The following is a 14924-nucleotide window of genomic DNA, read 5'->3' on the forward strand; positions in this document are numbered from 1 at the left end:
GTGGGGGGTGGGGTGGTGAACTTGGGTGGGTGTTGGCACTGGTTGCGGCACTTTGCGTTTCAGCAAGAGTTCACCGGGGGTCGGGAAACCGTACGGGTAACGTCGCCGCATCGTCGGGCTTGTGGAGGTGTGCGTGGTCAGAGTGGTGCAGCGCTGGGAGCTGGATGCTGAGTCGGTGCCGATGGCGGTGTCGAAAGCGCAGCGCGCTCGGTCGAATCGGAAGGCGCGGGCTGGGTCCGCGTCGGGTGTTCGTCGTGGTGATGGGTGGGTTCGGAAGCCTGCCGACGAGCAGTTGCTCGAGTTCATGTCACTGCACGGTGCGATCAATCTGCGGCAGGCATCGAAGTGGTTCTACGGCGGCAACTTCGAGACCGCGCGGTCCCGCGTTCGGAAGATGTTCGATGCCGGGTTGGTGGAGCGGCATGTGGATACGCCGTGGGCTGGGGTGGTGTTGTTTCCGACGCTCGACGGGCAGACCGTCGGGCTGGGTGGGAAGGATCATCCGCTGCGGAAGCAGTTGGCGGTGCCGAGAAATCTGGAGCACAAGCTGACGGTGATCGATCATGCGTTGGTGTCGCGTTCGCGGGGCCTGCAGGTGATCTCGGAACGGCAGATCCGGATGTTCGAGGCGCGGCCGGTGGAGGAGGTGCACCGGTATCTCGCGGGGCTTGGTGCGCGGGTGTCGTCGGATGGTGTGGAGCCGGGGATAGTGCCGTCGACGTTGACGATTCTTCGGGAGATTCCGGCGTCGGCCGGCGGCGGTTTAGAGGTCGTGGGGGAGCGGAAGACGTGGCCCGGTTACCGGTGCTGGCGGGCCAGGGCAGGCCGGCGGGGGAGGTGGCGGTGGCGACGGGATCGGCCCCGTGGTCAGGTAGCCAACCCGACGTGGATCTGCCGTGCGGCCGGGTCACGGGGGGCTGATCCCAGGGTCAGCGGGTGCCCGGTTCAGGGCGTCCTGGGGGAATGGATGTGGCCGCGCCGCTCGAGCGCCTTCCGTCGTCGTGGATGCGTAGGTTGGTGCCGCATTCGACGTCGGTGTGGTCGCCGCCACCGGCCCATCGGGAAGGTGCGCCGAAGCGTCAGCAGTAACACCTGTCAGCGCTGCTGACGATGCACGAGGTAGGCAACACGAGAAGCGCCGAGGACACCGATTCAGTCTGTCGATCCGGCGATTCAGTCGATCGTCAGGAGGTTCGTGACATGCCGTGGTTTGACCTCCAGCCAATCGCCCCGGTGTGGGGATGGCTCAGCGTCGCGTGGAACTGGATAGCCCAGTTCATCTAGTCCGTCGGAGGCCGCGCCTGGTGCCTCACGCCGAGGAGGTTGCTGCTCCCGGGGGGGCGAGTCAACGGACCTCCCGGTGTCGCTGTTGGTGTCCGCGATGTCATCGCCGGATCGCGGGTCTGGCACCGGTGTGATGCGGTGATCGTGACCCGCCGGTGGTAGTTCTCGGGCCGATCTGACGTCGCGGCTCGGGCTTCGTCGGCGTCGATGTTCGGCGAACTGGAGTGGGTTCCGAGAAGCGCCTTCGGCGTTGCCAGCGCCGTCGAGGGTGCTGGCAACGGGGCCTGATCGGCAGCGGATACTGATCCGTGCGCACAGCGAATCTCTTTGATCTTTCACCCGATGACGGTGTCGGTCCGCGCCACCAACGGAATCGGCCGCGGACTAGTCAGACCCACGCCGCCGGCGATCTCAGCATCGACCGGCCCCCGCATCGCGGATCGCTCGGACCCACGTAGCCTGCTCCTTCTCGGAGGCGTTCTGGAAGTCCGCGGACTGGGCCACGAGCGTAACGAACTCCTCCGCAGCTCCCGCTCGGTCGCTCGCACCTGTTCCGGCACCGAGCGCCTCGAGCTTTGCTATCTCGTCGAGGATGTCAGTCATCGCCTTGCACGCCTCGGCGTACGAGGCCGACATCGGCAGGTTTGAGTAGTCCGGCATCTCGTCGACTGCGGGAGCCGGTGCGGATGTCCGGATCGTCGAGGGTCTCGGAGTTGTCGGTATCCCGCCATGCGTGTTGGACAAGACCCGCATCGACCCTGCCCGCCACCAACCTTTGACCCTTGTCATCTCGATCTGCAGCGTCGTCGAGCCGACCCCCGGGGTCGAGACCTCGACGATCGCCTTCGCGGTCCCCGCTCCTGTATCCAGGTCGACGACCTCGGTCCGTGACACGGTTCGACGGAGATCGCCCTCCTTAACTGCCGCCCAGGCCGCAGTCTCGATGTCCTGCCTGGCCTGACTTTCCGATTGGATCGGAAGCTCGTACTCGACCGAGCTCGTTGGGGCGGCTGTCGCCTCCACCGGGTCGGACTCTGCCGGGCTCGAGCATCCGGAAAGGACCAGGGACCCAAGGACCGCACCTGCCGCCGCAACACGCTTCATGCTGGAATCAGTAGCAGAGGTTGCCGACAATATGCCCAACCGACGGCCAGGTGTCCGTTGACTGAACGACATCGGGCCCATGTTCGTTCTTCGGCTCAGTGCACGGATCGACGTCGCCTGTACGAGCCTCCCGGACAGTGCGTTCGGTGGTCAGCCCGACCTGCCGGGGCCGCCGCAGGCACCGCTGACGGCGGCCCAGACCGCTTGTCAGCGGCCGAAGTGAACGACCTGCCGCCACGGTGCGACGACGGCCTCGAACAGGCTCGATTCGATGAGATCGCGGGCCGAGAGGGCCGTGGCGACGCGCCCCAAAAGGATGTGCAGCATCGCATTCTGGGGCGTCGAAGCCTCACCCATCGGTGTCGACACGGCGGCCGCGTTGGCGAGCGCCGACAGCCGATCGTGGCCGCCGGATGCGCTGACTTGGCTGCGGATCTGCGCCATCAGGCTGTCATGCGGGCGGACGTAGTGCTGCGAGTTCAACGCCTTCTTCATCTGCCGGGTCCGCCGGTCGATGGCCTCGGTGAACGCCACCATGTCCTCCCATTGCGGTCCGTAGGTGACTGCGAAGGTGCCGGTCGGCGGCCTCGAGGAGCGCCGCGACTTTCGCCGCCGGCCGGGCGGCGTGGACCTGGCCGGGAGTGGCGGCCTGCGGGTAGCCCTGCCGCCTGAGGTCGACGGTAATCAGTCGGGTTGCGGCGGCGGAGCTGACGTTCCGTAGTGCACGGGGGAGGGTGACAAGGCCACCGATCTCACCGTCGGCGATCGTGGTGCGCAGCCACGTCGCGGCGGCCGAGGGTGCCGCGAATGCGTGGGCGATGAGGTGCGGCGTCAGGTCGGTGAGCGGCGCAGTGAGGGTGGGAGTCGAGGTCATGTGGGTCCTCCGGGAGGGTTGCGGCGGAGCCGGATTGGTCCGGCTGGGCGCCGATGACAGTGCCGGTGGTCCGGGTCCCGGTGCGGCACACCTCCTGCTGGCGACCACCGCCCGTCGATGCGATTGCGGGAGCACTTGGTTCCCGCTCGGTCGCGTCGGTGATGGTGCGCGGACAGCGGATCCGTTCCCCTCCGGCGCGCCGATCCGGCTACGCCGGGCCGAGGAGGTCGGCGATCCGCACGGTCTCTCTGCCCTGCCGGTCCGCGTGCTGGACCTGGCGGAGGACCTGTACGGCGGTGGTGTTCGCGGCCAGCGCCTGATGTGTGTGCCAGGCCGCGAGGTTCGACTCGTCGAGGGCTTTCTGGTGCGCGGTGGTGACCTGGGAGCTGAGCAGCCGCACGATGCTGACGAGGTCCTCGACGGTCCGCGACAGCAGGTCGTCGTCGGTGAGGTGCCCGTTCCAATCCTTGACCCGAGGCCGGTTGTCCCAGCCGGGAGGGAAGGGGCGGTACATCGGGGCCTGGGTCATGGGGCCTTCCGGTTCGAGCGACGCCGGCTGTCTGCCGGCCCGACTGTGGGGGTGGGTTGGATGGTTCCGCGCCCGCCTGGAGATCAGGGCGGGCGGCTGGCGCAGCGAATTCCGGTGCCAGCGAGGCCCCTTGAGCTCGGCTGATCGGGGGCCGTCGCGGGACGGGTGCGGTGGGTCAGAGTCCGCTGCGGATCCATCCGAGGACGACCTCGAGGGCGCTCCCGGCGTCTTCGAGGTCGTCGGAATCGATGTCGTAGTTGTCTTCGGCGACGGCGACGGCGACGGCGTCGAAGTTGGCCAGTTCGCCGCCTCGTAGGCTGTTTCCGACCACGTTCACGACGAAGTTGATGGCGTCCCGTTCCCCGATGTCGTGGAGCTTCCACTCGTCTGCGGTGGCGTCGGCGGCGTCGTTGAGTACCAGCATCGCGGTCCCGATCAGGAGGCCGCTGGGATGGTTGTCGGCGCCGAGTTGGACCCGATCGCGCAGGTCGTTGAGGATCTTCCGCAGGTGCTCGACGTCGTCGTCGGGGCAGTCGAGTTGGGTGATCAGCTCGGCCGTCGCCTCCGAGACGAGGCTGTTGAGAAGGTCCGCAGTCAGGGGTATTTCGGTGGTGGGCATGTTCTGTCCTCTGTCGGTTCGGGCTGATGCGCTCAGTGTTCGTGGACCGCTTCCGGGGTGCGGCACCTGCAATCGGCGGAGGACGGGTGTTCGTCGGGGCGCGTGGGGCCACACCGGGTACGAGATCGTCTTGAGCTTGCGCGGTGGCCGGCACCAGAAGTTGTCGACGTCGTCTTCGTCGTCGGTTCCGGTGAGCCACTGCCAGCCGTGCGCGCAACCCGAGGTGGACCGTCGTCGACTGCGGGTATCCCTTCCCTGTCGGTGTCCGTGTGTGGCACTGGCATCGAGACATCGCCGCCCTCGGTTCAATCCGGGACAAGACGTACCCATTGCCTCGCAGCTCGGTCGTCGAATCGTCCGGACAGCAAACCCCCGGAGCACGGCGAAAAGGCGGGTCCGGTGCGTGCATCCTGCGGGCCGTACGCAGCGGTATGGGTACGGATGGGCGCCTCGGAATCTTCGATCTCGAGTTCGGATTGGGTCGAACAGTTGAACTTCGTTCGAGTTCAGGAAGTGGGGGCAGGGGCCGTTTAGGCTCGGCGGGTTGTAGTGAACCGGATGTCCCGCCCGGCATGGTCGGGTACATCCAGCAGGCTTGAGGGTGGGTTGCGAGGGTGAAGAGCAAAGGGCGCATCGTGTTGTCGGTGCTGGTTGTGCTGCTGCTCGTAGGGCTGTTAGGCAGCTGCTCCGGCGACGACGTGACGGCTCTGGGGCCGCGTCAGTCTGATCCGGATTCGGCGCAGTGGGTCGGGACGGTTACGGGGACGGACCTGTCCTATGACGGGGAGCCGCAGGTCGAGGTCGATTTCGGTGACGGTTACGCCAGGTCGATCACTGTTGCACATCTGGGGTTTCCGGATTGTGGTGGGCAGGGGTCGGTCGCGGAGGGGGTGTTGCGGACGCGGCTCGCGGAGCTGCTGCCGGCTGGTGTTGCTGTACGAGTGGTGCGTGCGTTGAGCTACGGGTCGTTGGGGTCGAGTGGTTACGTGTTCACCGAGTCTTCGGTGGCCGGCCCGTCGTCGCCGGAACCCATGTCGTCGACTGCTGTGTCCACGAGTTCTGTTGCCTCGTCGTCAAGTATCTCGCCCACCGCGGCGCCGCGGGAGAGGTCGAGTGAGGAGATGCTGGTGCCCGCGGGTTCGGCCACGACGACGCGGTCCGCGTCGGTGTCGTCGACGACTGCGGGTCGGGCCTCCGAACCGGTGTCGGGGTCGATCAACGAGGTGTTGCTGTCGGAAGGTGTCGCGGTGGTCAGTCCGTCGGTCGATCTGTCGATCGCTAGCGATCAGCCGGTCGACGAGCAGGTCGAGACTGCCATGGGGTTCGAGCTCGAAGGCAACGATGCGTGGTTCACCTACTTGGTTGATGCGAGTCGGTCGGCATGGGATGCGTCGAGGGGGTCTCAGGCTGCGTGCCGGAACACCGATCGTCCGCGCGTTGAGGAGAAGGCCCGCCGAGATGCGGAGAAGGCTCGCCAGGAAGAGGCGCAGGCGAGGCAGGACGCGATTGAGCTTGAGAAGTACACGGAGGATGCGGCTCGCCGGCAGGCTCAGCGGGAGCAACTGGATGCTGTCAGGGCTGGCGCCGATGGGCAGCTGTACACGGCTGACGATGACAACAGAGAATCTGCCTTCGACGGGGACGGGAATCTGTATCTGGTCCCGACACCCGGATACAGTTCCGGCGGCTCCGGCGGTGGTGGTGGCGGATTCGTGTGTCGGCGTTCCCGATTGTGCTGAAAAAGACGGCCGCGAAGGGTGCGCGAGATTGTTCGGCACCTCGGCAATACCGGCTGGACGATTCAGCGTGACGAGGTGAAGGCGCGGAACCCGGTGCGCGGCCGGACCCCTCACTGGCGGCTGAGCAGCACCTCGAACCGGCCCGTACTCAGCCAGCTGCCGCTGCGATCTCCTGCAGTCTTCGGACCGCCCCGCAGACCAGGACGTGATGGACGAGACCGGCTGCCTCCCGCGTACGTGGCTGATCTGGATTCCTCCGATCTCGCAGTTTGCACATCCAGCCTTGGGCGCGGAGTTCGTGCACAAGGTGTCGAGAACGCAGCGGCGGGCGATGGCGGCCGCCCTCCGATGTGCAATGCGCGGGGTGCCGCGGACCGCCAGCCCATTCGCTGAGGTCGGTGTGGAGCTCTCGTCGTGGTCGTTGGTTGCGGTCGTCGCGAATGGAGTCGCGGGGTGACCATTCCGGGACCTGCGGAAGAGGGTCACCGACACGCGGGCCGGCGGGGAGGGTCGACATATGTAGAGGCGTGCAAGTACGCTGCTCTTTGCGTATCAAAGTAAGCCCTCTGAGGTAAGCGGAGGCGTCGGATAACTCGGGGTGGTGCCCGGGCCCGATTCGCAAACTGGATAGTGGAGTTCGATAGAACTGCGAGTTCAATTGATCTCAGACAAACCCCACCTCACCTGGTGGGGTTTCGTCGTTTCAGGGGTTTGTGATCCCTGGACGCCGATAGTGAGCGAGGCGCATCCCGTATGAATCTGCGCCATCTGCGCCTCGTGGTGGGAGCGCTCGTTATCGGAACGCTAGGCAGCTCCTCCTGGCGGAATTCTGGCTGTTGGCGTGTTGGGCTGCGGTAGAGCGCAGCTGGCGGAGCGCGGAATCGAACGCATCCTGGTGATTCCAGGCCGACGATCAGTAGCGCGGCCCGCGACGTCGGTCTTCTTCCGGCGGGTCTCGACGGTGGGCTGCTCAACCGCGCTGACGACGGGCATCGGCATCCGAGACCAGATCGTCTCGAGCTCGATGGGGCGGGGAGTGCCGGGTGGCGTCGGCGAGCTGCAGCTCGCCGTCTTGGTTGACGACCGGAATAAGGTGGAGCGCGGAGAATCCGACTTGAACTCTGAACGGGTGTCGAAGGCCAAGGGATGTCAGGGCGGACATGGCGTCTGAGATGTCTTCCCGACGGACTTCAACGTAGGTGCCGCCTGGCAACAGTCCCACGTCCACCTAGGCGACGCGCCGATCGCGCCGATGTTGCCGGAGGCGACCGAGACGACCGCGGACCAGCCGCCGACCCAACGGTTGTCGCGAAAGTCGCTGGACCCTAACAGCTTTCTCCGTCTATTGGACATGATGGCGCCGATCGGCTCGCTCCGGGTAGCTCCTGATGCGCGGGTATCTGCTCGGTGCAGATAACCATCTTCGGGATCGCCTACGCTGCGAAGGCCACCGTGACGTCCCCGGAACTTCTTTGCCCGACAAACACGGATGGCGGTCATCGCAGAGTTCCCGCAGATCAGGCGCATCAACCAACTTGAAACCGACTATCTCCCCAGATAAACCCGTCGCGTTGTTCGATATCGTCGGCCCCACCAGAGCGCTACGACCACGAACGGCTCCCAGCCAAATCGAGGAGGCTTGATGTCACGCACTGTCCCGTGCCCTCACACCGGGTCCAGTCACGACGAGCACAAGGAGGACTCGCCGGAGTACCTGGCCTGCCGAGAGGAGGAAAGGCGACGAGTGCTGCAGCTACGGGACATCCATCTGCGGATCCTTGCCGGTGAGACCGCCGACGTTCCCCCGACCCGCGCCACGAGGTCCGCGTTGACGCCGCAGCAGCAGTTGGCTGCATTGATGAATCGACCTGCACCCAAGGACAAGTCAGATGGGTTCTCCTTCGGCGGGTGATCTGCGGCGGGTCGCGTGTCGGTCTCGCCTCGCCGATCGCGGCGCGGTCACCCGCCCGCGGTCGGCGGTGCTCGCCAGACACCGGGGTGGGATGCGCGGGCAGGACTATCACATTTCGCTTGCTCGCAAGCCTCCGATCCCGCACCCTCACCGGGACAGCACGACCGAGGCACACCCACGCGCACGGAAGGAGCCCTACCGTGGCCCGACAGGAGTTCATCGTCAGCATCGAGCTCGCCGAGCGATTCGACGGACTCACTCAGGACGATCTCGACGACCGCTACGAGGGGCTCGACGCGTTCACCCCGAAGATCGAGTGGGGAGCGGCGCACGGGACAGCGATCACCCTCCGGGTCCTCGGCGACACCTTCGTCGAGGCGCGCGATCTCGCGCAGGGGCTGGTTGACCTGCACGCCAACCCGAACCAGGTCCACCGCCTGACCACCTCGGTCACGAGCCTCGGGGAGATCAGCCCCTAGACCCGGGCGCCGACCTCGCCCGACGTGCGGCCCGCAGCGACGAACCCGGCGCGAGCCGCTGGTCCGATCAGGTGTAGTTGAAGTTCTCGTCCAACTCGCCGTTGATCACCGGGGGCGGCGTCTCGTTGCACGCTCGCTGGAAGTCGCGGGCGATGGTGGGGTTGGAGTCGTAGGGCGCGGAGTCGTACCACTCGCGCAACTCCGCGCACCGTTCGCTGTCGCCGCAGGCCGCGACCGCCGGCATGACTGCGATCAACGCGGCCGCCGTCATGACTCCGTTCCGTAGGTGGACCTTGCTCACCATCTGTGCTCCTCATCGTTCCTGTGTCGTGCGGGCAGCACCGTTCAACCCGGGTGCTGGTCGGGATTCGATTGCGCTGCAACTGAGGTCCGGGCGTTCGCCGGTCTCTCACTGCTCCCAGATGTAGCCGCCGTTGTCGTGCTGGTTCACCGGCACACAGCGGGCACTGATGCCGTCGCTCGTGTGGCCGGTCGATCCGGGTGTGCAGCTCCCCCCGAGCATCACTTCGTAGCCGTGCTGGGCTGGCAGGTGCCCAGTGGGTCGGTACGGCTCGACGGTGGTGGGTGTCGGCTCGACATACGGGGGGACGTCAGGTGCCGGCGCAGGCGCGGGCGGCGGTATCTCGGGGAGCTGTGTCTTCTCGGCGACGCAATCGGGGGAGTACCCCGTGGTCCCGTCGCTCAGCAGCGTCGCACCGTCGCCCACGGCGAGGCAGTGCACGAAATGCGCCTCGTTGACCGGCGGCTGCACCTCGGGTGCGGCGGGGGGAGTGAGTTCGGCGGCCGCCGGCGTGATCGCGGGCGGACTCACGACCACCGATGACATCAAGGTGGGGGAGCTGGCCGGCGCCGCCGCCGGGGTGGACACCTGGGTGGTCGGCGCCGGCACGGACTCCGGGGTTCCGCACGCCGCGAGCGCTACCAACAGCGCTGGTGCAGCCAGCATTCGTCGTCTCACGAGCCCTCGGTTCCGGTCGCTGCGGCCTCCCTCCAGTCCGTCCGCGGGTCGCTGACGGCATGGGCCGACCAATACCTGTACCAGCAGGACGCGCCAGACACTGCCGAATCCCGCACGGCCCGCGGGTGGGTGTCAGTCGAATGATGTACATCGCCGGGATGTGCTCACGGGTAATGTCATAACGCCGGGGCTATCGGCTATGCAGACAAGACGGTGGTGGTCACCGCCGCAGCCTGCGTGCGGCCGTCCGCGTACCCGATCACACAGGCTTGGACGGCCAGGGTCGGCGTCGCGACGGCCAGGGGGATCGCACCCCCGGGCGCGGCCAGGGCTACGCCTGTCGCTCGGTCGGGTCGAGCAGCGCGTACGTCGGGTTGGACGCGCGGGTCGCCGCCGCGGACGCCAACAGGTAGATCTGCCTGGATCGAATGCTGTGGTGACTCAGTAGTTCTGCGCTCTCGGCAACGGTGGCGCCATGGGCAACACGTCCGCATCACTGGCCCGCCGCAGAGCGATCGGCTTTCAGTCGACGACCATCACGGATTCAGCTCGTGGGAGGGGTGCTCGAGGCTGCGACGCTCGATGATCGCTGCGTCGTTGTCGAGCCCGCGTACGAGTTCGTCGATCGCTTCGCGGACTGCGAACAGTTCTGCGGACATCGTGTCCAACTCGTCCGCTGCATGTTCGTGTTCGAGGGTGCGGAACTTCAGTTCGGCGATGCGGCCCGAGCGGTGGGCGGCGGATTCGAGTTGCGCCAGGTAGGTCAGCCGCGGCTCGATGTCGCGGACGGTGGCCAGGTAGCGGTCGAGCGCGTCCGCTCGCATGACCAGCCCCACCACACCGCCTTCAGCTCACGCTCCTGGGCGTCCAGGACGGACAGGAGCGGCGATGCATCGGCCACCTCGATCTCGTCCCGTGCGATGAGGTGGCGGCGTTCGATGAACAGGTCGCGTGCGTCGCGCGCGAGCCGGGTCACCTCCTCGTGGAGGTTGACCCGGCGGCGATGGGAGCTGAGGTATTCGCTGGTGAATGCCGTGCTGTGCTCGATGTTGTGGGCGGTTTGGGCGACGTGGAGTGCGAGCCTCAGCTCGGGCGGACTGGTGTTGGCCTGCAGGTGACGCATCCGGCTGCGTTCGATCTCCTGGCTCACCTTCACCCGGTATTCGTGCCGTTCCCGGTGGCGGCGAGCGATGCGGTCTGCAGCCACAGACAGGCCACCACTCACGAATGCAGCAGCGAGAACTGTCCCAGTCACTGCGTTGTGGCCGAGTGGAGCGATACCAACGCAGGTGAGGATGAGCGCGATCATCAGAAATGCGAGAACCCTGCGGGCCTGCTCGCACTGCACTACCAGCGGGTTGAGCGTGAGATCGGCGGGTTCGTCGCGGAGACCCGGCGCCTCGATGGCATCGGGGTCGGCGAACCACACGTCCAGCGCCAAAGAGATGCGGGGATTGAGCGTCACCTCGAACGCGGTGAACGAGTAGAGGTCCGCGCCCGAGACATTCTCACCTTCGACGGTCGCCGGCACGGCAGCGGCGAGCGAGTGTGCCGATTCGTCAGCGTTCGTTCGGCCCGGGGCCTGCTCGCGCTTTGAGGCGGGGCTGGTCATGGTCGTGAGTTGCCTTTCGGAAGGTCAGCGTCCGGCGAGGACCGAGGTCGCCCGCAGGTGTCGTGATCCGTGAACCGGGGCCCTGTGTTTGCTGGCTACTGGCCTGCGGCTAGGTTGAGCACGCGAGCGAGGTGGTCGGTGTCGGTGGGGGTTCGGTCTGGTGTGAAGTTCCAGTGGTTGGAGGTCCATGGGTCGTACCAGTCGGATCCGTCACTGGCGGGAAGGGTGTAGCTGCGCGGGGGAAGGTCGGGGTGGATCGCTTCGAGAGCGGACGCGTCGTCCGCGACGACCGCCAACGAAATACCCAGTGCTGGGCCGTGTTCGGCGATGACCCTGATCGCGGGTAGGTGGCGATCGTCGTAGCCGTAGGGGAAGTTGTTGAGCACGACCAGCCTCGCCCTCGCGTCGTAGGCGGCGCTGCTCTCGGGGTCAAGCGTCGCGAGCTCGGCGGATGCGATCCTCGACTCGAGGTGGGTGTGGATGTGGTCGGCCTGCGTGATCGCGGTGCCGCCACGGCGGCGTGCGAGCCCGCCGGTGAGGCCGTGGAGGGTGCCGCTGAGGTCGACGACGTCGAGGTGAAGATTCGGGTCTGCGGACAGCATCCGGATGACGGCGGCAGTGGTGACCGCGGCGGTCGCGGGGGTGTCCGGGCCCATGATGCGGAGGGGCCGCATGAGCGGCAGCGGCAGGCACACCGGGATCCGGAGCGATTCGTGGTGCGGTGCGGACAGTTCGCCGATCCGCAGGCCGTTCGCCCCGGCTGGTTCGGTCCTGTTGGAGGTCCACGCGGGTGCGTTCCAGTCGGCGAATGCGCGGGGCAGCTCGGGGCTGATGGTGCGGAGCTCGCGCTCGAGGTGGGCACTGTCGAGTCGGTAGCGGGTTTGCGCCTCGTCGATGACGGTGTCGTGCCGACGCTGGGCGCCGGCGCGGGCTTCGGCCGCCTGTGGGCTGTTTCGGGTCGCGGGATCGGATACGGCGGCGGTCAGTTCGGTGTCGAGTCGGGCTTCGGCGAACTCGCGTGCGGCGATCAGTGCGCCCGACGAGCGGGCGGCGTCCTCGGTGATCATCTCGAATCGTTCGAGGATGTGGTTCGGGTCGAGTGGTTCGATCGGTGCGAGCGCGGTGATGTCCTCGGCCGGCGCCGAGCCGGCGCCGGGGGCCTGGGTCGGTTCGGCAGGTTCGTCGACGTCGACGCCGTGGCGGGTGATCAGGGCGGCGAGGCCGCCGCTGTAGCCCTGGCCGACGGCGCGGACCTTCCACTGTCCGGCGCGGCGGTACAGCTCCCAGCTGATCACCGCTGTTTCCGCTGCGGTGCAGTTGATGTCGAGGACCGCGATGGCAGCCCCTGTGTGGTCATGGAGGGTCGCGGTGACCTGGGTGAAGACGGTGCCTGGTGCGGCGAGCGGGTCGACGCTGGCGATGCACAGTACGGCGTGGGCGTCGGGGTGGACGGCGTCGAGATCGATGTCGATGCCGCCCACCCCCATGCGGACGCCGTGGGTGTGCGGTTGGTTGTAGAACACGAAGTCCTCGGATGACAGTGCCCTGAGCGTGGAATCGGTGACCAGCGCCGACAGATCGAACGGTGCGGCGCTGTCCGCGGTGAACCGCACGGTCGTTGTCGGGAGCATGGTGTTCTGCCCAGGCTTCATGTGCACTGTCGATCCCTTCGTTTCTGGGCGTGTGTCAGGCGTTGGCGAACGGGTGCAGCTGGGGGGCTGCCTCGCCCGGGTGCTTGGCCTGGATTCCTTCGCCGATCGCTTCGAGCTTCCAGCCGTCGGCGCCGCGGAACACCTTGGCCATCACCATGCCGGTGTACGGCATGCCGCCGTGCAGGGTGTAGCGGGCGAGTTCGCTGTTCGTGGTGGCGTCGATGAGTCGGCAGAACGCGTTCTGAACCTGTGCGAACGTGTGCCCCTTGTAGGAGGTGACGATGAACAGGACGGTGGTGACGTACGGGGGGATGCGGGTGAGGTCGACGTTGATGACCTCGTCGTCGCCGTCGCCGTCGCCGGTGAGGTTGTCGCCGGTGTGCTGGATCGACCCGTCCTTGGACTTCAGTTGGCCGTAGTAGCAGACGTCGACGATCTGGTTGTCGGCGAACAGGATCGCGGAGGCGTCGAGGTCGATGTCGACCGAGCGGCTGCCGAACAGGCCGCCCTTCTTGACCGGATCCCAGCCGAGTCCCATCCTCACCATGGTCAGGGCGACGCCACCGTCCTTGCGCAGGTTGACCTTCTGGCCCTTGGCGAGGCTGACCGGTCGGCCCTTGGTGAGGTTGATCTCCGTCGGCGCAGGCGCAGGCGCGGGCGGCGGGGTGTGCACCGGCTGAGGAGGTGCCGGCGGCGTGGGAGTGGACTGCACCGGGGCAGGAGCCGGGGCTGCGGCGGCGGGTGCGTCGTCGACGGTGATGCCGTGATCGGTGACCAGCGACGCGAATCCACCCGCATACCCCTGTCCGACCGCACGAACCTTCCACGCGCCCTGCCGCCGGTACACCTCGAGGGCGATGACCACGGACTCGCTGGACAGCCCGTCGATGGGGTAGTCGTACAGCACGGTGCCCGCGGCGTCCGAGACGCGTGCGGTCGGTGCCGGGAACTGCCCGAACGTGCTGCCCGGGTTGTCGAGGGTGATGACCGCACGGACCTTGTCGACGTCGGCCGGGACCTGGCTCGTGGTGATCTGCAGGTTCGCGCTACCCGCACCGTTCGGACTGACCAACTGGACACCGGGGCCGGTGGGCTGGTTGAAGAAGACGAAGTCCGCATCGGTGCGGACCATCCCGGATTCGGTCAGCAGCAGGGCCGACACGTCGGCGGGCGCCGACAGGGCGACGGAGATGACGACGGTGTCGGACGACAGGGGCGCGTTCTGGCCTTTGGCGAGCGGGGGCATCGTTCGGTGTCCTTCCTCGGTGCCTCGACCCCGGGGGGTGAGGCGGTGTGTGGAGCAGAGCGTCGTACTGCCTCCCCGGTCGGTGGGTAGGCAGGTGGGTACAGTTGTGTCAGTGGATGATTCGGTGTCGCCGGGCTTCCTTGACCCACGCGGGGAACTCGGACAGCAGACGGTCGTACAGCTCGTTGTCGGGGATGGTGTCGATCTTGTCGACAGCGAAGAAGCCGACGTTGTCGACGAGCCGCCCGGTGAGGGTGTCGAACTTCTCCAGGATTCCGAAGCCCGCGCGGCCGAGGCCGACGAACTGCCAGAAGATCGGCTCGGGCACCGCGGCGCGCAGCTGCTCCTCGATCTCCCGGTTGCGGTAGACGCCGCCGTCGGAGAAGAACAGCACCAGCGTCGGGACGGGTTGCGGGTCCGCGCGCACCATTTCGCGGACCTCGGCGATGACCTTCTGTTCCTCGTTCGAGATGCCGACGGTGTACATGTCGATCTGGCCGGGTTCGGGGGCTCCGCCCTTCCCGCGTCCGAACATCTTCATCTGTCCGACCCGCACGTGCAGGCGAATCCATTCGGGCAGGTCACCGATGTCGAGGTCCGGTAGCCGGGCGCTGTTGGACGCGAACGTGAACGCCTGCATGGTGCCGTCGTCGTCGAGGTGTGCGGCGACCGCGGCCATCCGTTCGACGACGCTGGCGACGACGCCCTTGTTGTAGAGCTTGGTCATCGAGCCGGACGCGTCGAGGACCAGGATGACGCGGGCTTTGAGCTGGTCGCCGCCGTGCTTCTTGAGCGAGACCGCGACCTGCTTCTTGCGCAGGTCGAGTCGCTTGCGCATGTCGACGGGCAGTCGGTCCAGTCCCGGGGTCGACGGTGCCGGCGGCGGGGTGGGTGG

The 14924-nt window shown here is 67.0% G+C and carries 16 protein-coding genes; 4 read left to right on the forward strand and 12 right to left on the reverse strand.

What is annotated here, in order from left to right:
- Nucleotides 1–142: 142 nt before the first annotated feature.
- Nucleotides 143–1108: a hypothetical protein gene (locus tag FFS72_RS25925; protein ID WP_137876635.1), complete on the forward strand. Its 966-nt coding sequence runs from the start codon at nt 143–145 to the stop codon at nt 1106–1108.
- A gap of 587 nt (nt 1109–1695) precedes the next feature.
- Here FFS72_RS25925 and FFS72_RS25930 read toward each other — a convergent pair.
- The 5 genes from FFS72_RS25930 to FFS72_RS25955 all read right to left on the reverse strand — a co-directional run bounded on the left by FFS72_RS25930 (nt 1696) and on the right by FFS72_RS25955 (nt 5629).
- On the reverse strand, nt 1696–2388 hold the full coding sequence (locus tag FFS72_RS25930; RefSeq protein ID WP_137876636.1) for a hypothetical protein: 693 nt from the start codon (nt 2386–2388) through the stop codon (nt 1696–1698).
- A gap of 207 nt (nt 2389–2595) precedes the next feature.
- A complete protein-coding gene (locus tag FFS72_RS25935) occupies nt 2596–2922 on the reverse strand; it encodes a hypothetical protein (RefSeq protein WP_137876637.1) in 327 nt (108 codons plus the stop codon).
- 548 nt (nt 2923–3470) lie between these two features.
- Entirely contained in the window at nt 3471–3791 is a 321-nt protein-coding gene (locus tag FFS72_RS25945; protein ID WP_137876639.1) for a hypothetical protein, read from the reverse strand.
- Between the two features lie 175 nt (nt 3792–3966).
- Nucleotides 3967–4410 (reverse strand): hypothetical protein, encoded by a 444-nt coding sequence (locus FFS72_RS25950; protein WP_137876640.1) that lies wholly within the window; start codon nt 4408–4410, stop codon nt 3967–3969.
- 982 nt (nt 4411–5392) lie between these two features.
- Nucleotides 5393–5629, reverse strand: coding sequence for a hypothetical protein (locus tag FFS72_RS25955; protein WP_137876641.1), 237 nt, complete (start codon nt 5627–5629; stop codon nt 5393–5395).
- A gap of 28 nt (nt 5630–5657) precedes the next feature.
- Here FFS72_RS25955 and FFS72_RS25960 point away from each other — a divergent pair, with 28 nt between their 5' ends.
- The 3 genes from FFS72_RS25960 (at nt 5658) to FFS72_RS25970 (ending at nt 8540) form a co-directional block, all read left to right on the forward strand.
- Nucleotides 5658–6149 carry a hypothetical protein gene (locus tag FFS72_RS25960; RefSeq protein ID WP_137876642.1) on the forward strand — a complete coding sequence of 164 codons (492 nt, stop codon included), beginning with the start codon at nt 5658–5660 and terminating at the stop codon, nt 6147–6149.
- Between the two features lie 1642 nt (nt 6150–7791).
- The gene (locus FFS72_RS25965; RefSeq protein WP_137876643.1) at nt 7792–8061 is read left to right on the forward strand and encodes a hypothetical protein; all 270 of its coding nucleotides are present in this window, start codon (nt 7792–7794) and stop codon (nt 8059–8061) included.
- Between the two features lie 200 nt (nt 8062–8261).
- On the forward strand, nt 8262–8540 hold the full coding sequence (locus FFS72_RS25970; protein WP_137876644.1) for a hypothetical protein: 279 nt from the start codon (nt 8262–8264) through the stop codon (nt 8538–8540).
- Between the two features lie 67 nt (nt 8541–8607).
- Here the strand turns inward: FFS72_RS25970 and FFS72_RS25975 are convergent, their stop codons facing one another.
- The 7 genes from FFS72_RS25975 to FFS72_RS26005 all read right to left on the reverse strand — a co-directional run.
- Entirely contained in the window at nt 8608–8844 is a 237-nt protein-coding gene (locus FFS72_RS25975; protein ID WP_137876645.1) for a hypothetical protein, read from the reverse strand.
- 105 nt (nt 8845–8949) lie between these two features.
- Nucleotides 8950–9507: a hypothetical protein gene (locus FFS72_RS25980; RefSeq protein ID WP_137876646.1), complete on the reverse strand. Its 558-nt coding sequence runs from the start codon at nt 9505–9507 to the stop codon at nt 8950–8952.
- Between the two features lie 548 nt (nt 9508–10055).
- Complete coding sequence (locus FFS72_RS25985) at nt 10056–10343, reverse strand: hypothetical protein (protein WP_137876647.1); 288 nt, start codon at nt 10341–10343, stop codon at nt 10056–10058.
- Complete coding sequence (locus tag FFS72_RS25990) at nt 10283–11131, reverse strand: hypothetical protein (protein WP_137876648.1); 849 nt, start codon at nt 11129–11131, stop codon at nt 10283–10285. The genes FFS72_RS25985 and FFS72_RS25990 overlap by 61 nt, the downstream gene beginning before the upstream one ends.
- Nucleotides 11132–11226: 95 nt before the next feature.
- Nucleotides 11227–12783, reverse strand: coding sequence for a TerD family protein (locus FFS72_RS25995; RefSeq protein WP_137876649.1), 1557 nt, complete (start codon nt 12781–12783; stop codon nt 11227–11229).
- 34 nt (nt 12784–12817) lie between these two features.
- Nucleotides 12818–14029, reverse strand: coding sequence for a TerD family protein (locus tag FFS72_RS26000; RefSeq protein ID WP_137876650.1), 1212 nt, complete (start codon nt 14027–14029; stop codon nt 12818–12820).
- Between the two features lie 109 nt (nt 14030–14138).
- Nucleotides 14139–14924 (reverse strand): vWA domain-containing protein (locus tag FFS72_RS26005; protein WP_137876651.1); only part of this gene is annotated, 786 nt, incomplete at its 5' end.

Source organism: Rhodococcus sp. Q (genome assembly GCF_005503035.1).
Taxonomy (GTDB): domain Bacteria; phylum Actinomycetota; class Actinomycetes; order Mycobacteriales; family Mycobacteriaceae; genus Rhodococcus_G.

Bases quoted from the DNA above. Each gene is read 5' to 3' on its own strand.
- FFS72_RS25945 (WP_137876639.1), bottom strand. From the start codon at position 3,791: ATGACCCAGGCCCCGATGTACCGCCCCTTCCCTCCCGGCTGGGACAAC.
- FFS72_RS25965 (WP_137876643.1), top strand. From the start codon at position 7,792: ATGTCACGCACTGTCCCGTGCCCTCACACCGGGTCCAGTCACGACGAG.
- FFS72_RS25985 (WP_137876647.1), bottom strand. From the start codon at position 10,343: ATGCGAGCGGACGCGCTCGACCGCTACCTGGCCACCGTCCGCGACATC.
- FFS72_RS25995 (WP_137876649.1), bottom strand. From the start codon at position 12,783: ATGAAGCCTGGGCAGAACACCATGCTCCCGACAACGACCGTGCGGTTC.
- FFS72_RS25975 (WP_137876645.1), bottom strand. From the start codon at position 8,844: ATGGTGAGCAAGGTCCACCTACGGAACGGAGTCATGACGGCGGCCGCG.
- FFS72_RS25990 (WP_137876648.1), bottom strand. From the start codon at position 11,131: ATGACCAGCCCCGCCTCAAAGCGCGAGCAGGCCCCGGGCCGAACGAAC.
- FFS72_RS25930 (WP_137876636.1), bottom strand. From the start codon at position 2,388: ATGAAGCGTGTTGCGGCGGCAGGTGCGGTCCTTGGGTCCCTGGTCCTT.
- FFS72_RS26000 (WP_137876650.1), bottom strand. From the start codon at position 14,029: ATGCCCCCGCTCGCCAAAGGCCAGAACGCGCCCCTGTCGTCCGACACC.
- FFS72_RS25950 (WP_137876640.1), bottom strand. From the start codon at position 4,410: ATGCCCACCACCGAAATACCCCTGACTGCGGACCTTCTCAACAGCCTC.
- FFS72_RS25980 (WP_137876646.1), bottom strand. From the start codon at position 9,507: ATGCTGGCTGCACCAGCGCTGTTGGTAGCGCTCGCGGCGTGCGGAACC.